The organism is Marinomonas ushuaiensis DSM 15871 (assembly GCF_000521805.1).
GTDB classification, from domain to species: Bacteria; Pseudomonadota; Gammaproteobacteria; order Pseudomonadales; family Marinomonadaceae; genus Marinomonas; species Marinomonas ushuaiensis.
Window position 1 is genome coordinate 56,457 of the sequence record NZ_JAMB01000008.1, and the last position, 14,667, is coordinate 71,123.

General features: G+C 42.0%; 15 protein-coding genes and 1 tRNA gene. 2 read left to right on the top strand and 14 right to left on the bottom strand.

Annotation, left to right across the window (positions count from 1 at the left end):
* Positions 1-65: 65 nt before the first annotated feature.
* The 13 genes from rpsO to rlmE all read right to left on the bottom strand — a co-directional run bounded on the left by rpsO (position 66) and on the right by rlmE (position 12,867).
* Positions 66-335 carry a 30S ribosomal protein S15 gene (rpsO, locus tag MUS1_RS10045; RefSeq protein WP_036162137.1) on the bottom strand — a complete coding sequence of 90 codons (270 nt, stop codon included), beginning with the start codon at positions 333-335 and terminating at the stop codon, positions 66-68.
* Between the two features lie 86 nt (positions 336-421).
* Entirely contained in the window at positions 422-1,351 is a 930-nt protein-coding gene (truB, locus tag MUS1_RS10050) for a tRNA pseudouridine(55) synthase TruB (RefSeq protein WP_036162139.1), read from the bottom strand.
* Positions 1,352-1,360: 9 nt separating this feature from the next.
* On the bottom strand, positions 1,361-1,750 hold the full coding sequence (gene rbfA, locus MUS1_RS10055; RefSeq protein WP_036162140.1) for a 30S ribosome-binding factor RbfA: 390 nt from the start codon (positions 1,748-1,750) through the stop codon (positions 1,361-1,363).
* A 12-nt stretch (positions 1,751-1,762) separates the two neighbouring features.
* Entirely contained in the window at positions 1,763-4,306 is a 2,544-nt protein-coding gene (gene infB / locus MUS1_RS10060) for a translation initiation factor IF-2 (protein WP_036162142.1), read from the bottom strand.
* Between the two features lie 26 nt (positions 4,307-4,332).
* Entirely contained in the window at positions 4,333-5,823 is a 1,491-nt protein-coding gene (gene nusA, locus MUS1_RS10065; RefSeq protein WP_036162145.1) for a transcription termination factor NusA, read from the bottom strand.
* A gap of 28 nt (positions 5,824-5,851) precedes the next feature.
* On the bottom strand, positions 5,852-6,313 hold the full coding sequence (rimP, locus tag MUS1_RS10070; protein ID WP_036162146.1) for a ribosome maturation factor RimP: 462 nt from the start codon (positions 6,311-6,313) through the stop codon (positions 5,852-5,854).
* 327 nt (positions 6,314-6,640) lie between these two features.
* Positions 6,641-6,726: transfer RNA gene (locus MUS1_RS10075), tRNA-Leu, on the bottom strand.
* 83 nt (positions 6,727-6,809) lie between these two features.
* Complete coding sequence (gene secG, locus MUS1_RS10080; protein WP_036162148.1) at positions 6,810-7,160, bottom strand: preprotein translocase subunit SecG; 351 nt, start codon at positions 7,158-7,160, stop codon at positions 6,810-6,812.
* Between the two features lie 3 nt (positions 7,161-7,163).
* A complete protein-coding gene (gene tpiA, locus MUS1_RS10085; protein WP_036162151.1) occupies positions 7,164-7,913 on the bottom strand; it encodes a triose-phosphate isomerase in 750 nt (249 codons plus the stop codon).
* A gap of 89 nt (positions 7,914-8,002) precedes the next feature.
* Positions 8,003-9,349, bottom strand: coding sequence for a phosphoglucosamine mutase (glmM, locus tag MUS1_RS10090; protein WP_036162152.1), 1,347 nt, complete (start codon positions 9,347-9,349; stop codon positions 8,003-8,005).
* Complete coding sequence (gene folP / locus MUS1_RS10095) at positions 9,349-10,182, bottom strand: dihydropteroate synthase (protein WP_036162154.1); 834 nt, start codon at positions 10,180-10,182, stop codon at positions 9,349-9,351. Before folP ends, glmM begins: the two co-directional genes overlap by 1 nt.
* Before the next feature lie 34 nt (positions 10,183-10,216).
* Entirely contained in the window at positions 10,217-12,184 is a 1,968-nt protein-coding gene (gene ftsH, locus MUS1_RS10100) for an ATP-dependent zinc metalloprotease FtsH (RefSeq protein WP_084035600.1), read from the bottom strand.
* 62 nt (positions 12,185-12,246) lie between these two features.
* Positions 12,247-12,867 carry a 23S rRNA (uridine(2552)-2'-O)-methyltransferase RlmE gene (gene rlmE / locus MUS1_RS10105; RefSeq protein WP_036162157.1) on the bottom strand — a complete coding sequence of 207 codons (621 nt, stop codon included), beginning with the start codon at positions 12,865-12,867 and terminating at the stop codon, positions 12,247-12,249.
* A 99-nt stretch (positions 12,868-12,966) separates the two neighbouring features.
* Here rlmE and MUS1_RS10110 point away from each other — a divergent pair, with 99 nt between their 5' ends.
* Both MUS1_RS10110 and MUS1_RS10115 read left to right on the top strand, forming a co-directional pair.
* Positions 12,967-13,269 (top strand): YhbY family RNA-binding protein, encoded by a 303-nt coding sequence (locus MUS1_RS10110; protein ID WP_036162159.1) that lies wholly within the window; start codon positions 12,967-12,969, stop codon positions 13,267-13,269.
* 101 nt (positions 13,270-13,370) lie between these two features.
* Positions 13,371-14,210 carry a hypothetical protein gene (locus MUS1_RS10115; RefSeq protein WP_036162161.1) on the top strand — a complete coding sequence of 280 codons (840 nt, stop codon included), beginning with the start codon at positions 13,371-13,373 and terminating at the stop codon, positions 14,208-14,210.
* A 97-nt stretch (positions 14,211-14,307) separates the two neighbouring features.
* On the opposite strand, the gene erpA is transcribed toward MUS1_RS10115, so the two are convergent.
* Complete coding sequence (erpA, locus tag MUS1_RS10120; protein WP_036162162.1) at positions 14,308-14,655, bottom strand: iron-sulfur cluster insertion protein ErpA; 348 nt, start codon at positions 14,653-14,655, stop codon at positions 14,308-14,310.
* Positions 14,656-14,667 lie beyond the last annotated feature (12 nt).

A 14,667-nucleotide genomic window follows, 5' to 3' on the forward strand; every position in this document is an offset into this window, starting at 1 on the left:
ACAGGCTGTCCCTTGGGAAACCTATAAAAAAAAGGGCCATAATAATTTATGGCCCCTCTTCAGTCTTAGCGACGTAGACCTAGTTTTTTGATCAAACCAGTATAACGTGCTGCATCTTTACGCTTAAGGTAATCCAACAATTTACGACGTTGGTTTACCATGCGGATTAGACCGCGGCGTGAGTGATGGTCATGGATATGAGCTTTAAAGTGGCCTTGAAGAGCTTCGATATTCTTAGTCAACAATGCTACTTGAACTTCAGGAGAACCAGTGTCGCCTTCCGCTACTTGAAACTCTTTAACCAACGCTGCTTTTGATTCTGCAGTTAATGCCATAATCTATATCTCCAAATTAATATGCTATTTAAAAATAAAGGATAGCCGAGCATATTTTCAGACATCCTAAGTAAGCTAGTCTAACATTAAATATTAGTTAACTCACTTGTATTTACGAGCCGATGAGGCCTAATGATTGTGCCTTTCAACACCCCCAACCCCAGGAATCGCTGCGAAACTTGATCGTAGAGTCTAACTAAGCTGCCATCACCAAATGAGGTCAGATTATTCACACTGCGACCAAACAGCATTTCTCTTGTTTCTTCCGAAAGTAATTCCACTCTATTCAAATGCTCAACAGCAGTATCCATCGTCATTAAATAAGTGCCTAACTCTGCTTCACCTTGCTCGGCAATGCGTTCAAATTCTTCCAGTGTCAACATACCTTCAGGGGAATAACCTGCCGTAGAAACTCGATGCAAAGAATGCAAATGAGCACCACAACCAAGCGCTTCGCCTATATCTTCACCTATGGTTCGAATATAAGTGCCTTTGGTACATTGAATATCTAACGTCAAGGTATCTTCTGTTCTAGAAACCAGCGTTAAATTAGAAATAGTGACATGACGGCGCTTTCTTTCTATAACAATGCCTTGACGAGCATATTCATATAAAGGCTTACCTTCATGCTTTAATGCAGAATACATAGGTGGAATCTGCTCTATTTCCCCTCGGAAGCGATCTAATACTGACTCAAGTTCTTCATCAGTCAGTGTCGGTATTGCTTCATCGGTTAATACATCACCTTCACGGTCACCCGTAGTGGTTCTTTTCCCTAACTGGATACAGGTTATATATCGCTTATCTGCATCCAAAAGGAATTGCGAAAACTTGGTTGCTTCACCCAAACACAATGGCAACATACCGGTTGCCAAAGGATCAAGCGCTCCAGTATGTCCTGCTTTTGCCGCTCGATAGAGTCGACGGACACGCTGAAGTGCTTGGTTTGAGCTTAAACCTATCGGCTTGTTCAGTAGCACGATACCGTCTACTGAACGCCACACTGTCTTAGCCATACGAAATAATTACTCGCCTTCGTTACCGTTTTTCGTCTCATCAACACGAATCGCTTCGTCAATCAGAGTCGACATTCGCGAGCCGTTTACAACACTTTGGTCATAATGGAAACGCAAATGTGGCATAACGCGAAGTTTTACTTCTTTTGCCAAACGACCACGCAAGAAACCTTTTGCACTGTCCAGAGCCTCTTGATTCTCAGCCAATACTTCTGGCTGATCATCTTTGCCTAAAACTGTGTAATAGACGTCTGCATAACCTAGATCTTTTGCTACACGTACTTCATTGACAGTAACCAACCCTAAACGAGGGTCTTTTACTTCAAACTGGATTAAGGACGCCAACTCCTTTTGGAGTTGGTCACCAATCCGACTAGTACGACTAAATCCGTCTGCCATGATTTTGCCCTATTAAAGTGTACGCGCAACTTCGACGGTTTCAAAAACCTCGATCTTATCGCCTACTTTGACATCGTTGTAGTTCTTAACACCGATACCACACTCGATACCACGACCCACTTCATTAACCGCATCTTTGAAGCGACGAAGAGACTCAAGTTCACCTTCGTAAATAACAACGTCTTCACGTAGCACTCGGATTTGCTTGTTACGATAAACCGTACCCTCAACAACCATACAGCCGGCAATTAAACCAAACTTAGGTGAGTTAAATACGTCACGAACTTCCGCAGTACCCTGAATGTCTTCACGCAGATCTGGAGACAACATGCCAGACAAGGCTGATTTCACATCATCGATAATATTGTAGATGATGCTGTAATAACGAAGATCAATTGCTTCACGTTCGATAAGTTGTTTTGCAGAAGTATCTGCACGAACATTGAAACCAAAGATAACCGCATCAGAAGCCAAAGCCAACGATGCGTCTGTTTCCGTAATACCACCAACACCACTAGAGACAATATTCACTTGCACTTCGTCTGTATTTAAATCAATCAATGATTTAATCAAGGCTTCAAGTGAACCACGAACATCGGCCTTTAAAACAACGTTCAAAGTACGTATTTCGTCTTTGCCCATTTCAGAGAATAAGTTCTCTAGTTTAGCGGTATGTTGACGAGCAAAACGTACTTCACGGTATCTACCTTGACGGAAGTTTGCTACTTCACGAGCCTTACGCTCATTAGCAACAACAATAAATTCTTCACCAGCATCAGGCGTACCATCAAGACCAAGAATCTCAACAGGTATAGAAGGACCTGCAGAATCGATTGGCTTACCATTTTCATCAAGTAAAGCACGTACACGACCCATTTGCAGACCCGCTAAAACGACGTCGCCTTTTTTCAGCGTACCATTTTGAATAAGCAGAGTCGCAACTGAACCACGACCACGATCAAGGCGGGCTTCAACCACCACGCCTTTCGCTGGAGAACTTGGAACAGCGGTTAATTCAAGCACTTCAGATTGAAGCAAAACGGCTTCAAGAAGCTCTTCAATACCTTCGCCAGACTTAGCAGAAACCCCGATAAATTGAACGTCGCCACCCCATTCTTCAGGAACGACTTCTTGCGCGACCAATTCATTTTTAACACGATCTATATCAGCGCCTTCTTTGTCGATCTTAGTGATTGCAACAACCATTGGAACACCAGCTGCACGAGCATGCTGAATCGCTTCAATTGTTTGAGGCATAACACCATCATCAGCGGCACACACTAGAATAACGATATCCGTTGCTTTCGCACCACGAGCACGCATAGAAGTAAATGCAGCATGTCCAGGTGTATCCAAGAAACTAACCATGCCATGAGGTGTTTCAACGTGGTATGCACCAATGTGCTGTGTAATACCACCAGATTCACCTGCAGCAACACGTGTTGTACGAATATAATCAAGCAATGACGTTTTACCGTGATCAACGTGACCCATTACAGTAACAACCGGTGCACGTTTTATCGCTTCGCCTTCGTAGTCGATGGCTTCGATCATGTCATTTTCAACGGCATTTTCATCGATAAAAGTAACGGTATGACCCATTTCTTCAACAACAAGAATAGCGGTATCACGGTCAATTGTTTCATTGATGGTCGCCATAGCACCCATTTTAAACATAACCTTAATAACAGCCGCGCCTTTTACTGACATTTTCTCAGCAAGTTCAGCAACAGTGATACTTTCTGGCAAGGCCACTTCATGCACAATTTTAGCCGTTGGCTTTTGGAAACCATGTTCTTGTTTAGAAGCTGACTTCTTGTTCTTACGGCCTAATTTACCGCGACGCTGATCATCATCACCATTCAAATTAACACGTGATCCGCGTTTATTTTCTGGCGCTCGACCGCGAGGCTTATCTTTGTCCTTGTTGTTGTCATTATCATGACGAGCTGGACCTTTTTTGCCTTTTGGCGCTGCAGCGGGTTTCTTGTTTTCCACTGCTGGCTGAGGTTTTTTCGCTGCTTTTGGCTGCTTAGGTGATTCCACGGGTTCTACCGCTCCTGTATCGGAAACTTTCTGCTCCGTTTCATTTACTGCGCCAACGCCTACCACGGAGCTTGCTGCTACCGCTTCTTGACGCGCTTTTTCTTCAGCCGCTGCTTTTTCTTTTGCTGCTTTTTCTTGCTCTAGTTTACGCTCAGCTTCTAAACGAACTTCTTCTGCAAGACGTTTCTCTTCTTGTTTCTGAGCTTCTTCATCAGCGTCGTCACGTTTTACATAGGTACGCTTTTTCTTCACTGCAACATTGACCGCTTTACCGCCATCGCTACGAGACAAAGTACTTGTCGTCTTACGTTGTAGAGTAATACGCTGGCTGTTATCGCCTTCTTCACCGTGTTGACGTTTCAAAAAACTCAACAAGGTTTGCTTTTCAACTTCAGAGACTTCTTGGCTTGCACTCGTTTGAGGTAGGCCAGCGTCTTTCATCTGAGTTAGTAGCTTATCGACTGGTGTATTCACCAACTCGGATAGTATCTTTACGGTTTGAACTGTCATTAAGTTCCCCCTTATGTACTCAGATTTTATTCAGATTCAGCAAACCAAGGTGCGCGAGCAGTCAAAATAAGACTTCCAGCACGCTCTTCAGTCATACCTTCAACTTCAAGCAATTCATCAACTGACTGTTCAGCCAAATCTTCCATAGTAATCACGCCAATAGACGCAAGCACTAAAGCGAGATGGTTATCCATTCCTTCCATTGCCAATAAATCGGCAGCTGGCTTAGCACCATCTAATTGCTCTTCAGCTTGAAGCGCTTTATTCAACAAAGCTTCTTTTGCTCGTGAACGTAGCTCGTTTACTAAATCCTCATCAAATCCGTCGATGTCTAACATTTCTTCCATTGGGACATAAGCCACTTCTTCTAAAGAAGTGAATCCCTCATCAACCATTTGAATGGCCAAATCATCATCTATATCTAAACCAGTAACAAAAACATCAATCAGTTTTTGTGATTCTTCTTGCTGCTTCGCTTCAGCATCTTCACTGGTCATCACATTTAAAGACCAACCTGTTAACGTAGAAGCAAGACGAACATTTTGTCCATTACGGCCGATTGCCTGAGCCAAATTATCACTCTTAACAGCAACATCCATAGAGTGAGCATCTTCGTCAATAACGATAGAATCGACTTCGGCAGGAGACATAGCATTGATGACTAATTGTGCAGGGTTATCATCCCAAAGCACGATATCAACACGCTCACCATTCATTTCATTAGAAACAGCTTGAACTCGCGCACCACGCATACCAACACACGCACCGATAGGATCAATACGACGGTCGTTTGTTTTCACTGCGATTTTTGCACGTAAACCTGGGTCACGTGCAGCACTGCGAATTTCGATAACTTCTTCAGAAATCTCTGGCACTTCAAGACGGAAGAGCTCAATCATAAATTCTGGCACATTACGTGAAAGAATTAATTGCGCACCACGACTGTCTTCACGAATTTCAAGCAATAAAGCACGAATTCGATCATTCATGCGGAAGCTTTCACGAGAAATTAACTGGTCTTTAGGAAGAGAAGCTTCTGCATTCTCACCAAGATCAACAATCAAACTATCACGCGTTACTTTCTTCACTTGCCCATGAACAAGTCTGCCTACTTTCTCAGCGTAAAGCGCGACCATTTTAGCACGCTCAGCTTCACGTACTTTTTGCACGATAACTTGTTTTGCAGTTTGTGCAGCAATACGGCCAAAGATTTCAGACTCGACTTCTTCTTCGTAAATTTCGCCAATTCCAACACCAAGGTCTTGCTCTTCAGAATCATCTATTGTTAATTCTGATGCAGGAGAAGAATAATCTTCATCCGCAACAATATTCCACTGACGGTAGGTTATGTAGTCGCCTGTACGCTGATCGATAGAAACGCGGATTAATGCGTCTTCTTCAAAACGGCGTTTGGCAGCACTCGCTAAAGCAATTTCAACAGCTTCGAAAATAACTTGTTTCGGAACATCTTTTTCGTTAGAAACTGCTTCCACTACCAAAAGAATTTCTTTGCTCATCCTTTTAGCCTCTCTTCAAGGTTAATTTTTAAAATTGTGGAACAACATTTGCCTTATCGATCAAATCGATTGGCAATAAGTATTCTTCTTGATCGACACGAATAACAATATCTTCGCCTTCGATCCCCATGAGTTGCCCTTTAAATTTACGACGACCATCAAAAGGCACGCGCAAACGTAAAGTAACAATAGAACCGATATATGCCTGATATTGAGCTAAACTAAATAAAGGTCGATCTAAACCCGGCGATGAAACTTCTAGGTTGTATTCCCCTGTAATTGGGTCTTCTACATCTAAAATAGAACTAATTTGACGACTGACTCGGGCGCAATCTTCTACATCAATCCCTTTTTCAGCATCTGTTTCAATAAACACGCGAAGCACAGAATCCTTACCTAAAGATAAATACTCCATCCCCCAAAACTCAAAGCCCAAACCTTCAACGACTGGGCGAATAAGCTCTTCTAAAATTGTATATTTTGCTGACAATCGTTTTCTCCGAAAATCATTTTTTGTAAAACGCAGAAACAAAAAACGGGCTCAAGGCCCATTTACATTTATAAACAGTAACAGTGTAGATAACAAAAAACCCCATATAGGGGTTCTCAGTACTCAACTCAATTAACACTGAGAGAGCATCCTTCCGCGAAGAAGGTTGTCAATCCTGACACTTAATACCAAGAACAAACTGGTGCGGATACCTAAAAAGGAAAACCATGAGAAAAGCATCTAAAAAGAGACTTAAAACTCGACAAACCAGATTGCTCTGCATCAATAACGCGACATCATACACAAGATACAACATCAATTCAAGATTGGTGCGGATGGGGGGACTCGAACCCCCACGAGCAAAGCTCACCACCCCCTCAAGGTGGCGCGTCTACCAATTCCGCCACATCCGCAATTTTTCTTTCTAAAACACAACAACATTTAATACAAATTTTGGTGTACTCAATTTAGCAACACACCATCAATTTGACATATTTTATTCCGTTACAGGAAGGTCCGATGTTGTTTTTTGTACACCTAGCTCTGGCAACTCAACAGATCCATCAACTTGAGGCGCTGAAGGAACAAAATCATGCACACCAGAAATACCTTTAGCTTGTTCACTCGCAAAGAAAGCCAAACCAAAACTAGTCAAAAAGAATACCAATGCAAAAACTGCGGTCATTCTTCCAAAAAAACTACTATTACCCTGACTTCCAAATACAGTCTGAGATGCGCCGCCACCAAAAGCAGCACCAGCATCAGCACCTTTACCTTGCTGCAATAAAACCAACGCAATAATTAATATTGCCGCCAGTACATGCACAACCAAAATAAGTGTTTCCATTAATTAACCTGCCGCCTTTATTATTGCTATAAATTCTTCTGCATCAAGCGATGCACCACCAACAAGAGCACCATCTACATCAGGCATTTGAAACAAAGCCGAGCTGGTTGATGCTTTAACACTTCCACCATATAAAATCTGAACTTTTTGAGAAACAGACTCAGATGATTTAGCCAAAAAAGCTCTGATAGATTCATGTACTTCTTGAGCCTGTTCAGCACTTGCCGACAGACCAGTACCTATTGCCCAAACAGGCTCATAAGCAACAACCATTTTTTCAAACGACTCGATACCCACTAAAGCAATAACCGCTTGAAGCTGGCGCTCACAAACTGCAAGAGTTTGATTCGATTGACGCTCTTCCAACGTTTCACCAATACACAACATTGGCGTCAACCTAAACTCTAAAGCTGTTTTAACTTTTGAAGCAACAATAGCATCTGTTTCGCCATAAATAGAACGTCGTTCAGAATGCCCAAGCAATACATACTTGACTCCAAAATCGCCCAACATAGAAGCAGACACTTCTCCTGTATAGGCACCTTTAACTTCATGACTGATATTCTGAGCAGCCAAAACAAGACTACTTGCATCAACAAGATCACAAACTTGTGATAAATAAGGAAAAGAAGGAGCTATCACTACTTCAGAGTTAGAATCCTTCATCTTAAGCAAACCACTAACCAGTGAAACAATAGACTCTTTAGAGCCATTCATCTTCCAGTTCCCAGCAACTATTTTTTGACGAATCATATTCTAACCCCTAAATTCGAGGCGCCCATTCTATGGAAAGCCAAGTTTTGTTTCAAGCATTTATTACTATTCACCCAGTAAAACACGCTTTATTCTGCCATTTTAGCCGCAACAACCGCTTTAACTTCATTAACCAAATAATCGACCAACTCATCAACAGTTTTATCATCTCGACCTTCAACCATGACACGAATCAAAGGCTCGGTGCCTGAAGCGCGAAGCAATACTCGTCCTAAACCATTTAAACGCTCATTTGCTACAGCAATGGCTTTTTGCAATGCAGGCTCTTCATTGGGAACAAAACGCTTTGCAACACGAATATTTTTCAGTTTTTGAGGGAATTTAACTAGACCAACAAGTAGCTCATCTAAGCTTTTATCTTCTTCAATCATCGCTCTCAGCACTTGAAGCGCAGCAATAATACCATCTCCTGTTGTTGTAATAGACTTACATACAATATGACCTGATGGCTCACCACCCAACACCCAACCATGATGCGCTAACTTTTCATTAACATAGCGGTCACCAACGGCAGCGCGACTAAAGCCAATACCTGTCTCAGAAAATGCCAATTCAAGACCGAAGTTGCTCATCAAGGTACCAACAACACCGCCACTAAAGCGGCCAGTACGCATCAAATGATTTGCGATAATATAAAGAATATCATCACCATCACGAACCTCACCATGACGATCAACAAGTATTAATCGGTCACCATCACCATCCAAGGCGATACCAATATCAGCCTCTTCCGCCAAGACATTTTTACGTAACAACTCAGGCTTTGTTGCGCCACTAAATTCATTGATGTTCAACCCATCAGGATTAGCACCAATCGTAATAACTTCCGCACCCAATTCTGAAAATACCCGAGGTGCCACGTGGTAAGTTGCACCATCAGCACAATCCACAACAATCTTTAAGCCACTAAGCTGAAGACCAATAGGAAATGTACCCTTACAATACTCAATATAACGACCAGCCGCATCTTCTATACGTCTCGCACGACCAATAAGGCTAGACTCAACAACCTCCATCGGTTGCTCTAAATAATATTCTATACGTTCTTCAATCTCATCTGAGATTTTACCGCCTTCTGCGGAGAAAAATTTAATACCATTATCATAAAAAGGATTATGGGAGGCGCTGATTACGATACCTGCACTTGCACGAAAAGTTCTGGTTAAGTAAGCAATTGCCGGCGTTGGCATTGGACCAACCAGACGAACATCCGCACCTGCAGCAACAATGCCAGCCTCAAGTGCTGACTCAAACATATAACCTGAGATACGAGTATCTTTACCAATCAGAATTTTCTTATCGTTCTCTTTGAAAACCTGACCTGCTGCCCAGCCAAGCTTGAGCATAAACTCTGGCGTAATCGGTGCTGTACCAACTTTTCCACGAATACCATCTGTACCAAAATATTTGCGCATTAAACTTCTCTCTCAATACGAGACATTAATGCCAACATTTCAACATGCGGCCTAACATCATGAACTCTAAAAATACGAGCACCTTTAGAATAGGCGGAAGCATTCGCCCCCATCGTGCCATATAAGCGCTCTTCAACTGGTAGGTTTAACGCATCACCTATCATTGTCTTTCTTGAAAGACCAATGAGAATCTCAAAACCTAACTTTCTAAAATATTCCGTGTGCTTCAATAATGACAAATTATGAGCCAGCGTTTTCCCAAAGCCAATACCTGGATCAAGAATAAGCCTAGAAGAGTCAATACCAACATTCTCACAAGCTCTCACTCTCTCTAACAAATACCCCGACACCTCTGTCACAACCGACGCATAATCCGGTTGGTCCTGCATCGTTTGCGGACCACCTTTCATATGCATCAAGCAAATAGGTAAATTTGTTTGTGTAGCGGCCTGTAGTGCCCCTTCTCTCTCAAGCGCACGTACATCATTAATCAAACCAGCACCTAACTGTGCCGCATTACGAATAACATCAGCTGTACTGGTATCAACGGATACTATGATATCAAAATGTTTTTTTATCGCTTCAATAACCGGTAGAGCCCGATCAAGCTCTTGTTGAACCGAAACAGAAACAGCACCAGGACGAGTAGATTCTCCACCGACATCAATGATACTGGCACCTTCATGAATCATTTTCTCTGCTTGACGCAAGGCAGTATCCAGCGAATTGAAAGCACCGCCATCAGAAAATGAATCTGGAGTGATATTTAGTATCCCCATAATATGAGGAAGGGACAAGTCTAACGACTTGTCCCCAAAAGACATTAACGACATGAAAGAACCATATCAAAAAATGAATGACACAAACTTATTCACCAGCTGGTTTCGCTTGATCAGCTGATACATCCAAGTCATCAGACTCGACATCAGGTTCAGATGAAGTAACTCCATCTTTCGAAGTCTCATCATCATCTTTAGATGACTTAGTACCAGGGTCAGACCAACCTTCTGGTGCGGACGGTTTTTTACCATCCATTATTTCTTTAATTTGCTTAGCATCGATTGTTTCATACTGCATCAAAGCCTCCGTCATAACTTCTAACTTTTGACGATGCTCAGTCAATATCTCTGTCGCTTTAGCATAACAACGACTAATAATATCTTGAACTTCAGCATCTATAATTTTCCCAGTTTCAGGAGAAAAATAGTTTGCCTTACTTCCTGTTGGCCCAGCAATGTAGCCACCACTATTATTTTCATCTTCTTCATAAGCAAATGGACCTAGCTTTTCAGACAAGCCCCATTTTGTAACCATGTTACGAGCAATACTGGTAGCACGTTCAATGTCATTAGATGCACCAGTCGAAACGCCATCAAAACCATGAACTATTTCTTCGGCAATACGCCCGCCATAAAGGCTACAAACTTGACTCTCTAGTCCTGTTTTACTCACGCTGTATTTATCCTCTTCAGGCAAATACATAGTGACACCCAAGGCACGACCACGAGGAATAATAGACACTTTATAAACAGGGTCATGCTCAGGCATCAAATAACCAACAATGGTATGACCTGCTTCATGATAAGCCGTATTTAGTTTTTCTTTATCACTCATCACCATGGTTTTACGTTCAGCACCCATGAGGATTTTATCTTTTGCTAGCTCTAGCTGCTCCATATTCACTAAGCGACGGTTAGATCGCGCGGCAAATAACGCTGCTTCATTTACTAGGTTTGCTAAGTCAGCACCTGAAAAGCCCGGCGTACCACGAGCGATATTTTTTGGCTCGACATCGTCATCACAAGGCACTTTACGCAAATGCACTTTAAGAATCTGTTCACGACCACGAATATCTGGCAAACCCACTTGAACCTGACGATCAAAACGACCTGGACGTAACAACGCAGGGTCCAAAACATCAGGACGGTTTGTTGCAGCAATAACGATAATCCCTTCGTTACCTTCAAAACCATCCATCTCAACCAACAATTGGTTAAGTGTTTGCTCTCGTTCATCATTACCGCCGCCCATACCAGAACCACGATTTCGACCGACAGCATCAATTTCATCAATAAAGATGATGCAAGGTGCATGCTTCTTAGCTTGCTCGAACATATCACGAACACGAGATGCACCAACACCAACAAACATTTCCACAAAGTCAGAACCAGATATTGTGAAGAAAGGCACTTTTGCCTCACCAGCAATCGCTTTAGCAAGTAGGGTTTTACCCGTACCTGGAGGCCCGCACATCAAAATACCACGAGGAATTTTCCCGCCTAAACGCTGAAACTTGCTTGGTTCACGTAAAAAATCGACCAATTCCTCGGTGTCTTCTTTTGCTTCGTCACAACCAGCAACATCTGCAAAAGTCGTTTTTATCTGATCTTCAGGCAATAAACGCGCTTTAGACTTACCAAAAGACATTGGCCCACCCTTGCCGCCAGCGCCACCTTGCATCTGGCGCATGAAGAACATAAAAATAGCAAGAATAAGAAGTATAGGAAAACTAGCCACAAGCAATTGAGTCCAAATGCTTTTTTGTTCCGGCATACGACCTTCAACAACAACATTATTACTCAACAAGTCATCCATTATTTTTGGATCAGCTGCTGCTGGGCGCACGGTATCGAAAGTATCACCACTAGTGCGGCTACCACTGATGGTATAACCATCAACAACAACTTTGGCTATACGACCATCTTGCACTTCTTTTACAAACTCAGAATACGTAATTCGATTTGTATCAGGCGTAGTATTAAAATTATTAAAAACTGTTAGTAGTACAGCAGCAATGACTAACCACAACAGTATATTTTTCATCATATCGTTCAAGAGCACACCTCTAAACGGTTATTTTTTTAATGTAGCTGGTAATAGTACCAGAACATTGGCGATTAACCTTTATATTGTCTTCCTAATAAGTAAACTTCACGACTTCTCGCTCGCGAAGCATCTGGCTTGCGTGTTACCACAGATTCAAATTGAGCACGCATGGATTTGAGGTATTCATCAAACCCTTCTCCCTGAAACACTTTCACCAAAAAGTTTCCGCCCGGACGCAACACTTGAGACGCCATGTCCAAAGCAAGTTCTACAAGATACATAGCTTGTGGCTGATCAGAAGAACTATTACCACTCATATTGGGGGCCATATCTGAAATTACAAGATCTGCTTTTTGATCACCAATTTCAGTTAGTATCGCCTCGTACACTTCTTGTTCAGTAAAATCCCCTTGAACAAAACTCACACCAGGCAAAGGTGCCATTTCCAAAATATCAGACGCAACAATAACCCCTTTATCGCCAACCAATTTCGCCGCAATTTGAGACCAACCACCTGGCGCCGCACCTAAATCAACAACACGCATCGCAGGACGAAACAACTTATCCTTATCATTGATTTCTATCAACTTATAGCTCGCCCTAGAGCGATAACCATCTTGTTGGGATTTTTTGACATACTTATCGTCAAAATGTTCCTTCATCCAACTATTACTACTTTTTGATCTTGCCACGTTTTCATCATACCTAAATCAGTCAATATTCCGCTATAATATCCCTTAACCTCTAAAGCCTCCAATAAAGAGGGTCAACTAATATGAGAAAATTTTACTATGAGCATTACAAACGCCCAAAAAAAGCAATATCGTCTAATCGGACACACCCTTAATCCAGTTGTTATGATTGCGGGCAACGGCTTAACAGAAACCGTATTAACAGAAATAGACCGCGCCCTTGAAGACCATGAACTCATCAAAATTCGCATTAGTATTGCTGATCGCGAAGTACGCACAGCACTCATTGCCGAAATCAGCAAAATCATGAAATGCGAAACGGTTCAAACAATTGGTAAAGTAGCACTGTTCTACCGCGCAGCATTAGAAGCAAATCCAAAACTATCTAATTTACTACGTTAAATAGCCGCTTGAGATAGTCTTTTTTGTTCAAAAAACAGACTATCTCTAAACTCCTCTTGTTTTCGGCCGATATCATTGGCAGCTAACAAAGGAGCCGAACAATGCTATTCATAGAGGCAATCAACAGAACCGGCATTCAATCGAATGCAAAAAAACTGATCAGCAGGGAAAAAAAACACCCAACTATTAGTAATAAAGACTCTGTGGATTTAAGTTCGGCAGGACACCAAGTAAAAGAAATCCATCTTGATAGCGAAGAAAAAGTACAACTAACAGCTTCAACAAGTGTTTTTGCTAATCTTATAGAGCATGTATTAAGCCATGTAATGGGAGCAAAGCTACACCTACACTCTCCAGAAGAGCTTTCTCTAGATACAAAAGAATGGAAATTGTTTCTGCAAGTACCTCCCATCAGCACCGAAGACTCACAAAAAACAGCAGGTTACATTGAACCTGAAATACACCGCCAACCACCAGCAAAGCAACTTATTTTCCATATACCTGTAAAACCGTCTTACGGCATATCAATTGAAATGACACTCTTGTTGTCACCTCATCATGGATCACCAGAAACACCTAGCTTATTTCACACCCTCCCGAAAGAGAATTGGCTACCTGTATTAAACACACCTTATTCACCTGATTTTCTTGCACAGCAACTAACTCATTATCATATTCTATTAGATCAAGATGGTGAGCCGGATCAGCTATCGCCACTTTACTCACATATAAATCAAAGCAAAATCACAGCAAACCGAGACTTAGCCAGCACATCAGGTTTAAGGATTTGGCGAGCTAAAAACAAAACATTAACACCTGTCGTATTAGGCGACAGCGAAATAGGGTTACTTTTTGTCGCCCATTACAAACCATTAGACGGTAGCACTATGAGCGATGAAGAAAGATCCTTTCAGGCAAGCAACCTTTACACAAAAGCTTAAGCAAACTAAACCTCTCGCACAACCAAAAACAAAAAGCCCTTCATTCATAAAACAAAGGGCTTTCTTAGTCTCACTAAATAAAATAAAAAACTAGAAGCTAAATACTAAAACTCGCCCCACAGCCACAAGTAGATGTTGCATTGGGATTTTGCACTGTAAAACGAGAGCCTTCTAAATTTTCTTTATAATCAACTTCAGAGCCAACAAGATACTGAAAGCTCAATGGATCAACAACCAAGGTTACGCCGTCACGCTTAACCTCCGTATCGTCTTCTTGATGCTCTTCATCAAAAGTAAAACCATACTGAAACCCAGAACAACCGCCACCCGTCACATACACACGCAGCATGAGTCGCTCGTTTTCCTCTTCATCAATCAAAGATTTCAACTTCGCAGCCGCCGCCCCTGTAAACTCAATAGGATCTACTGATTCAACAACACTCATTTCAACACCACT

Excerpts from the sequence above, each read along its gene's own strand:
- rpsO (WP_036162137.1), bottom strand. The coding sequence starts at position 335 with ATGGCATTAACTGCAGAATCAAAAGCAGCGTTGGTTAAAGAGTTTCAA.
- truB (WP_036162139.1), bottom strand. The coding sequence starts at position 1,351 with ATGGCTAAGACAGTGTGGCGTTCAGTAGACGGTATCGTGCTACTGAAC.
- rbfA (WP_036162140.1), bottom strand. The coding sequence starts at position 1,750 with ATGGCAGACGGATTTAGTCGTACTAGTCGGATTGGTGACCAACTCCAA.
- infB (WP_036162142.1), bottom strand. The coding sequence starts at position 4,306 with ATGACAGTTCAAACCGTAAAGATACTATCCGAGTTGGTGAATACACCA.
- nusA (WP_036162145.1), bottom strand. The coding sequence starts at position 5,823 with ATGAGCAAAGAAATTCTTTTGGTAGTGGAAGCAGTTTCTAACGAAAAA.
- secG (WP_036162148.1), bottom strand. The coding sequence starts at position 7,160 with ATGGAAACACTTATTTTGGTTGTGCATGTACTGGCGGCAATATTAATT.
- tpiA (WP_036162151.1), bottom strand. The coding sequence starts at position 7,913 with ATGATTCGTCAAAAAATAGTTGCTGGGAACTGGAAGATGAATGGCTCT.
- glmM (WP_036162152.1), bottom strand. The coding sequence starts at position 9,349 with ATGCGCAAATATTTTGGTACAGATGGTATTCGTGGAAAAGTTGGTACA.
- folP (WP_036162154.1), bottom strand. The coding sequence starts at position 10,182 with ATGTCGTTAATGTCTTTTGGGGACAAGTCGTTAGACTTGTCCCTTCCT.
- MUS1_RS10110 (WP_036162159.1), top strand. The coding sequence starts at position 12,967 with ATGAGCATTACAAACGCCCAAAAAAAGCAATATCGTCTAATCGGACAC.
- MUS1_RS10115 (WP_036162161.1), top strand. The coding sequence starts at position 13,371 with ATGCTATTCATAGAGGCAATCAACAGAACCGGCATTCAATCGAATGCA.
- erpA (WP_036162162.1), bottom strand. The coding sequence starts at position 14,655 with ATGAGTGTTGTTGAATCAGTAGATCCTATTGAGTTTACAGGGGCGGCG.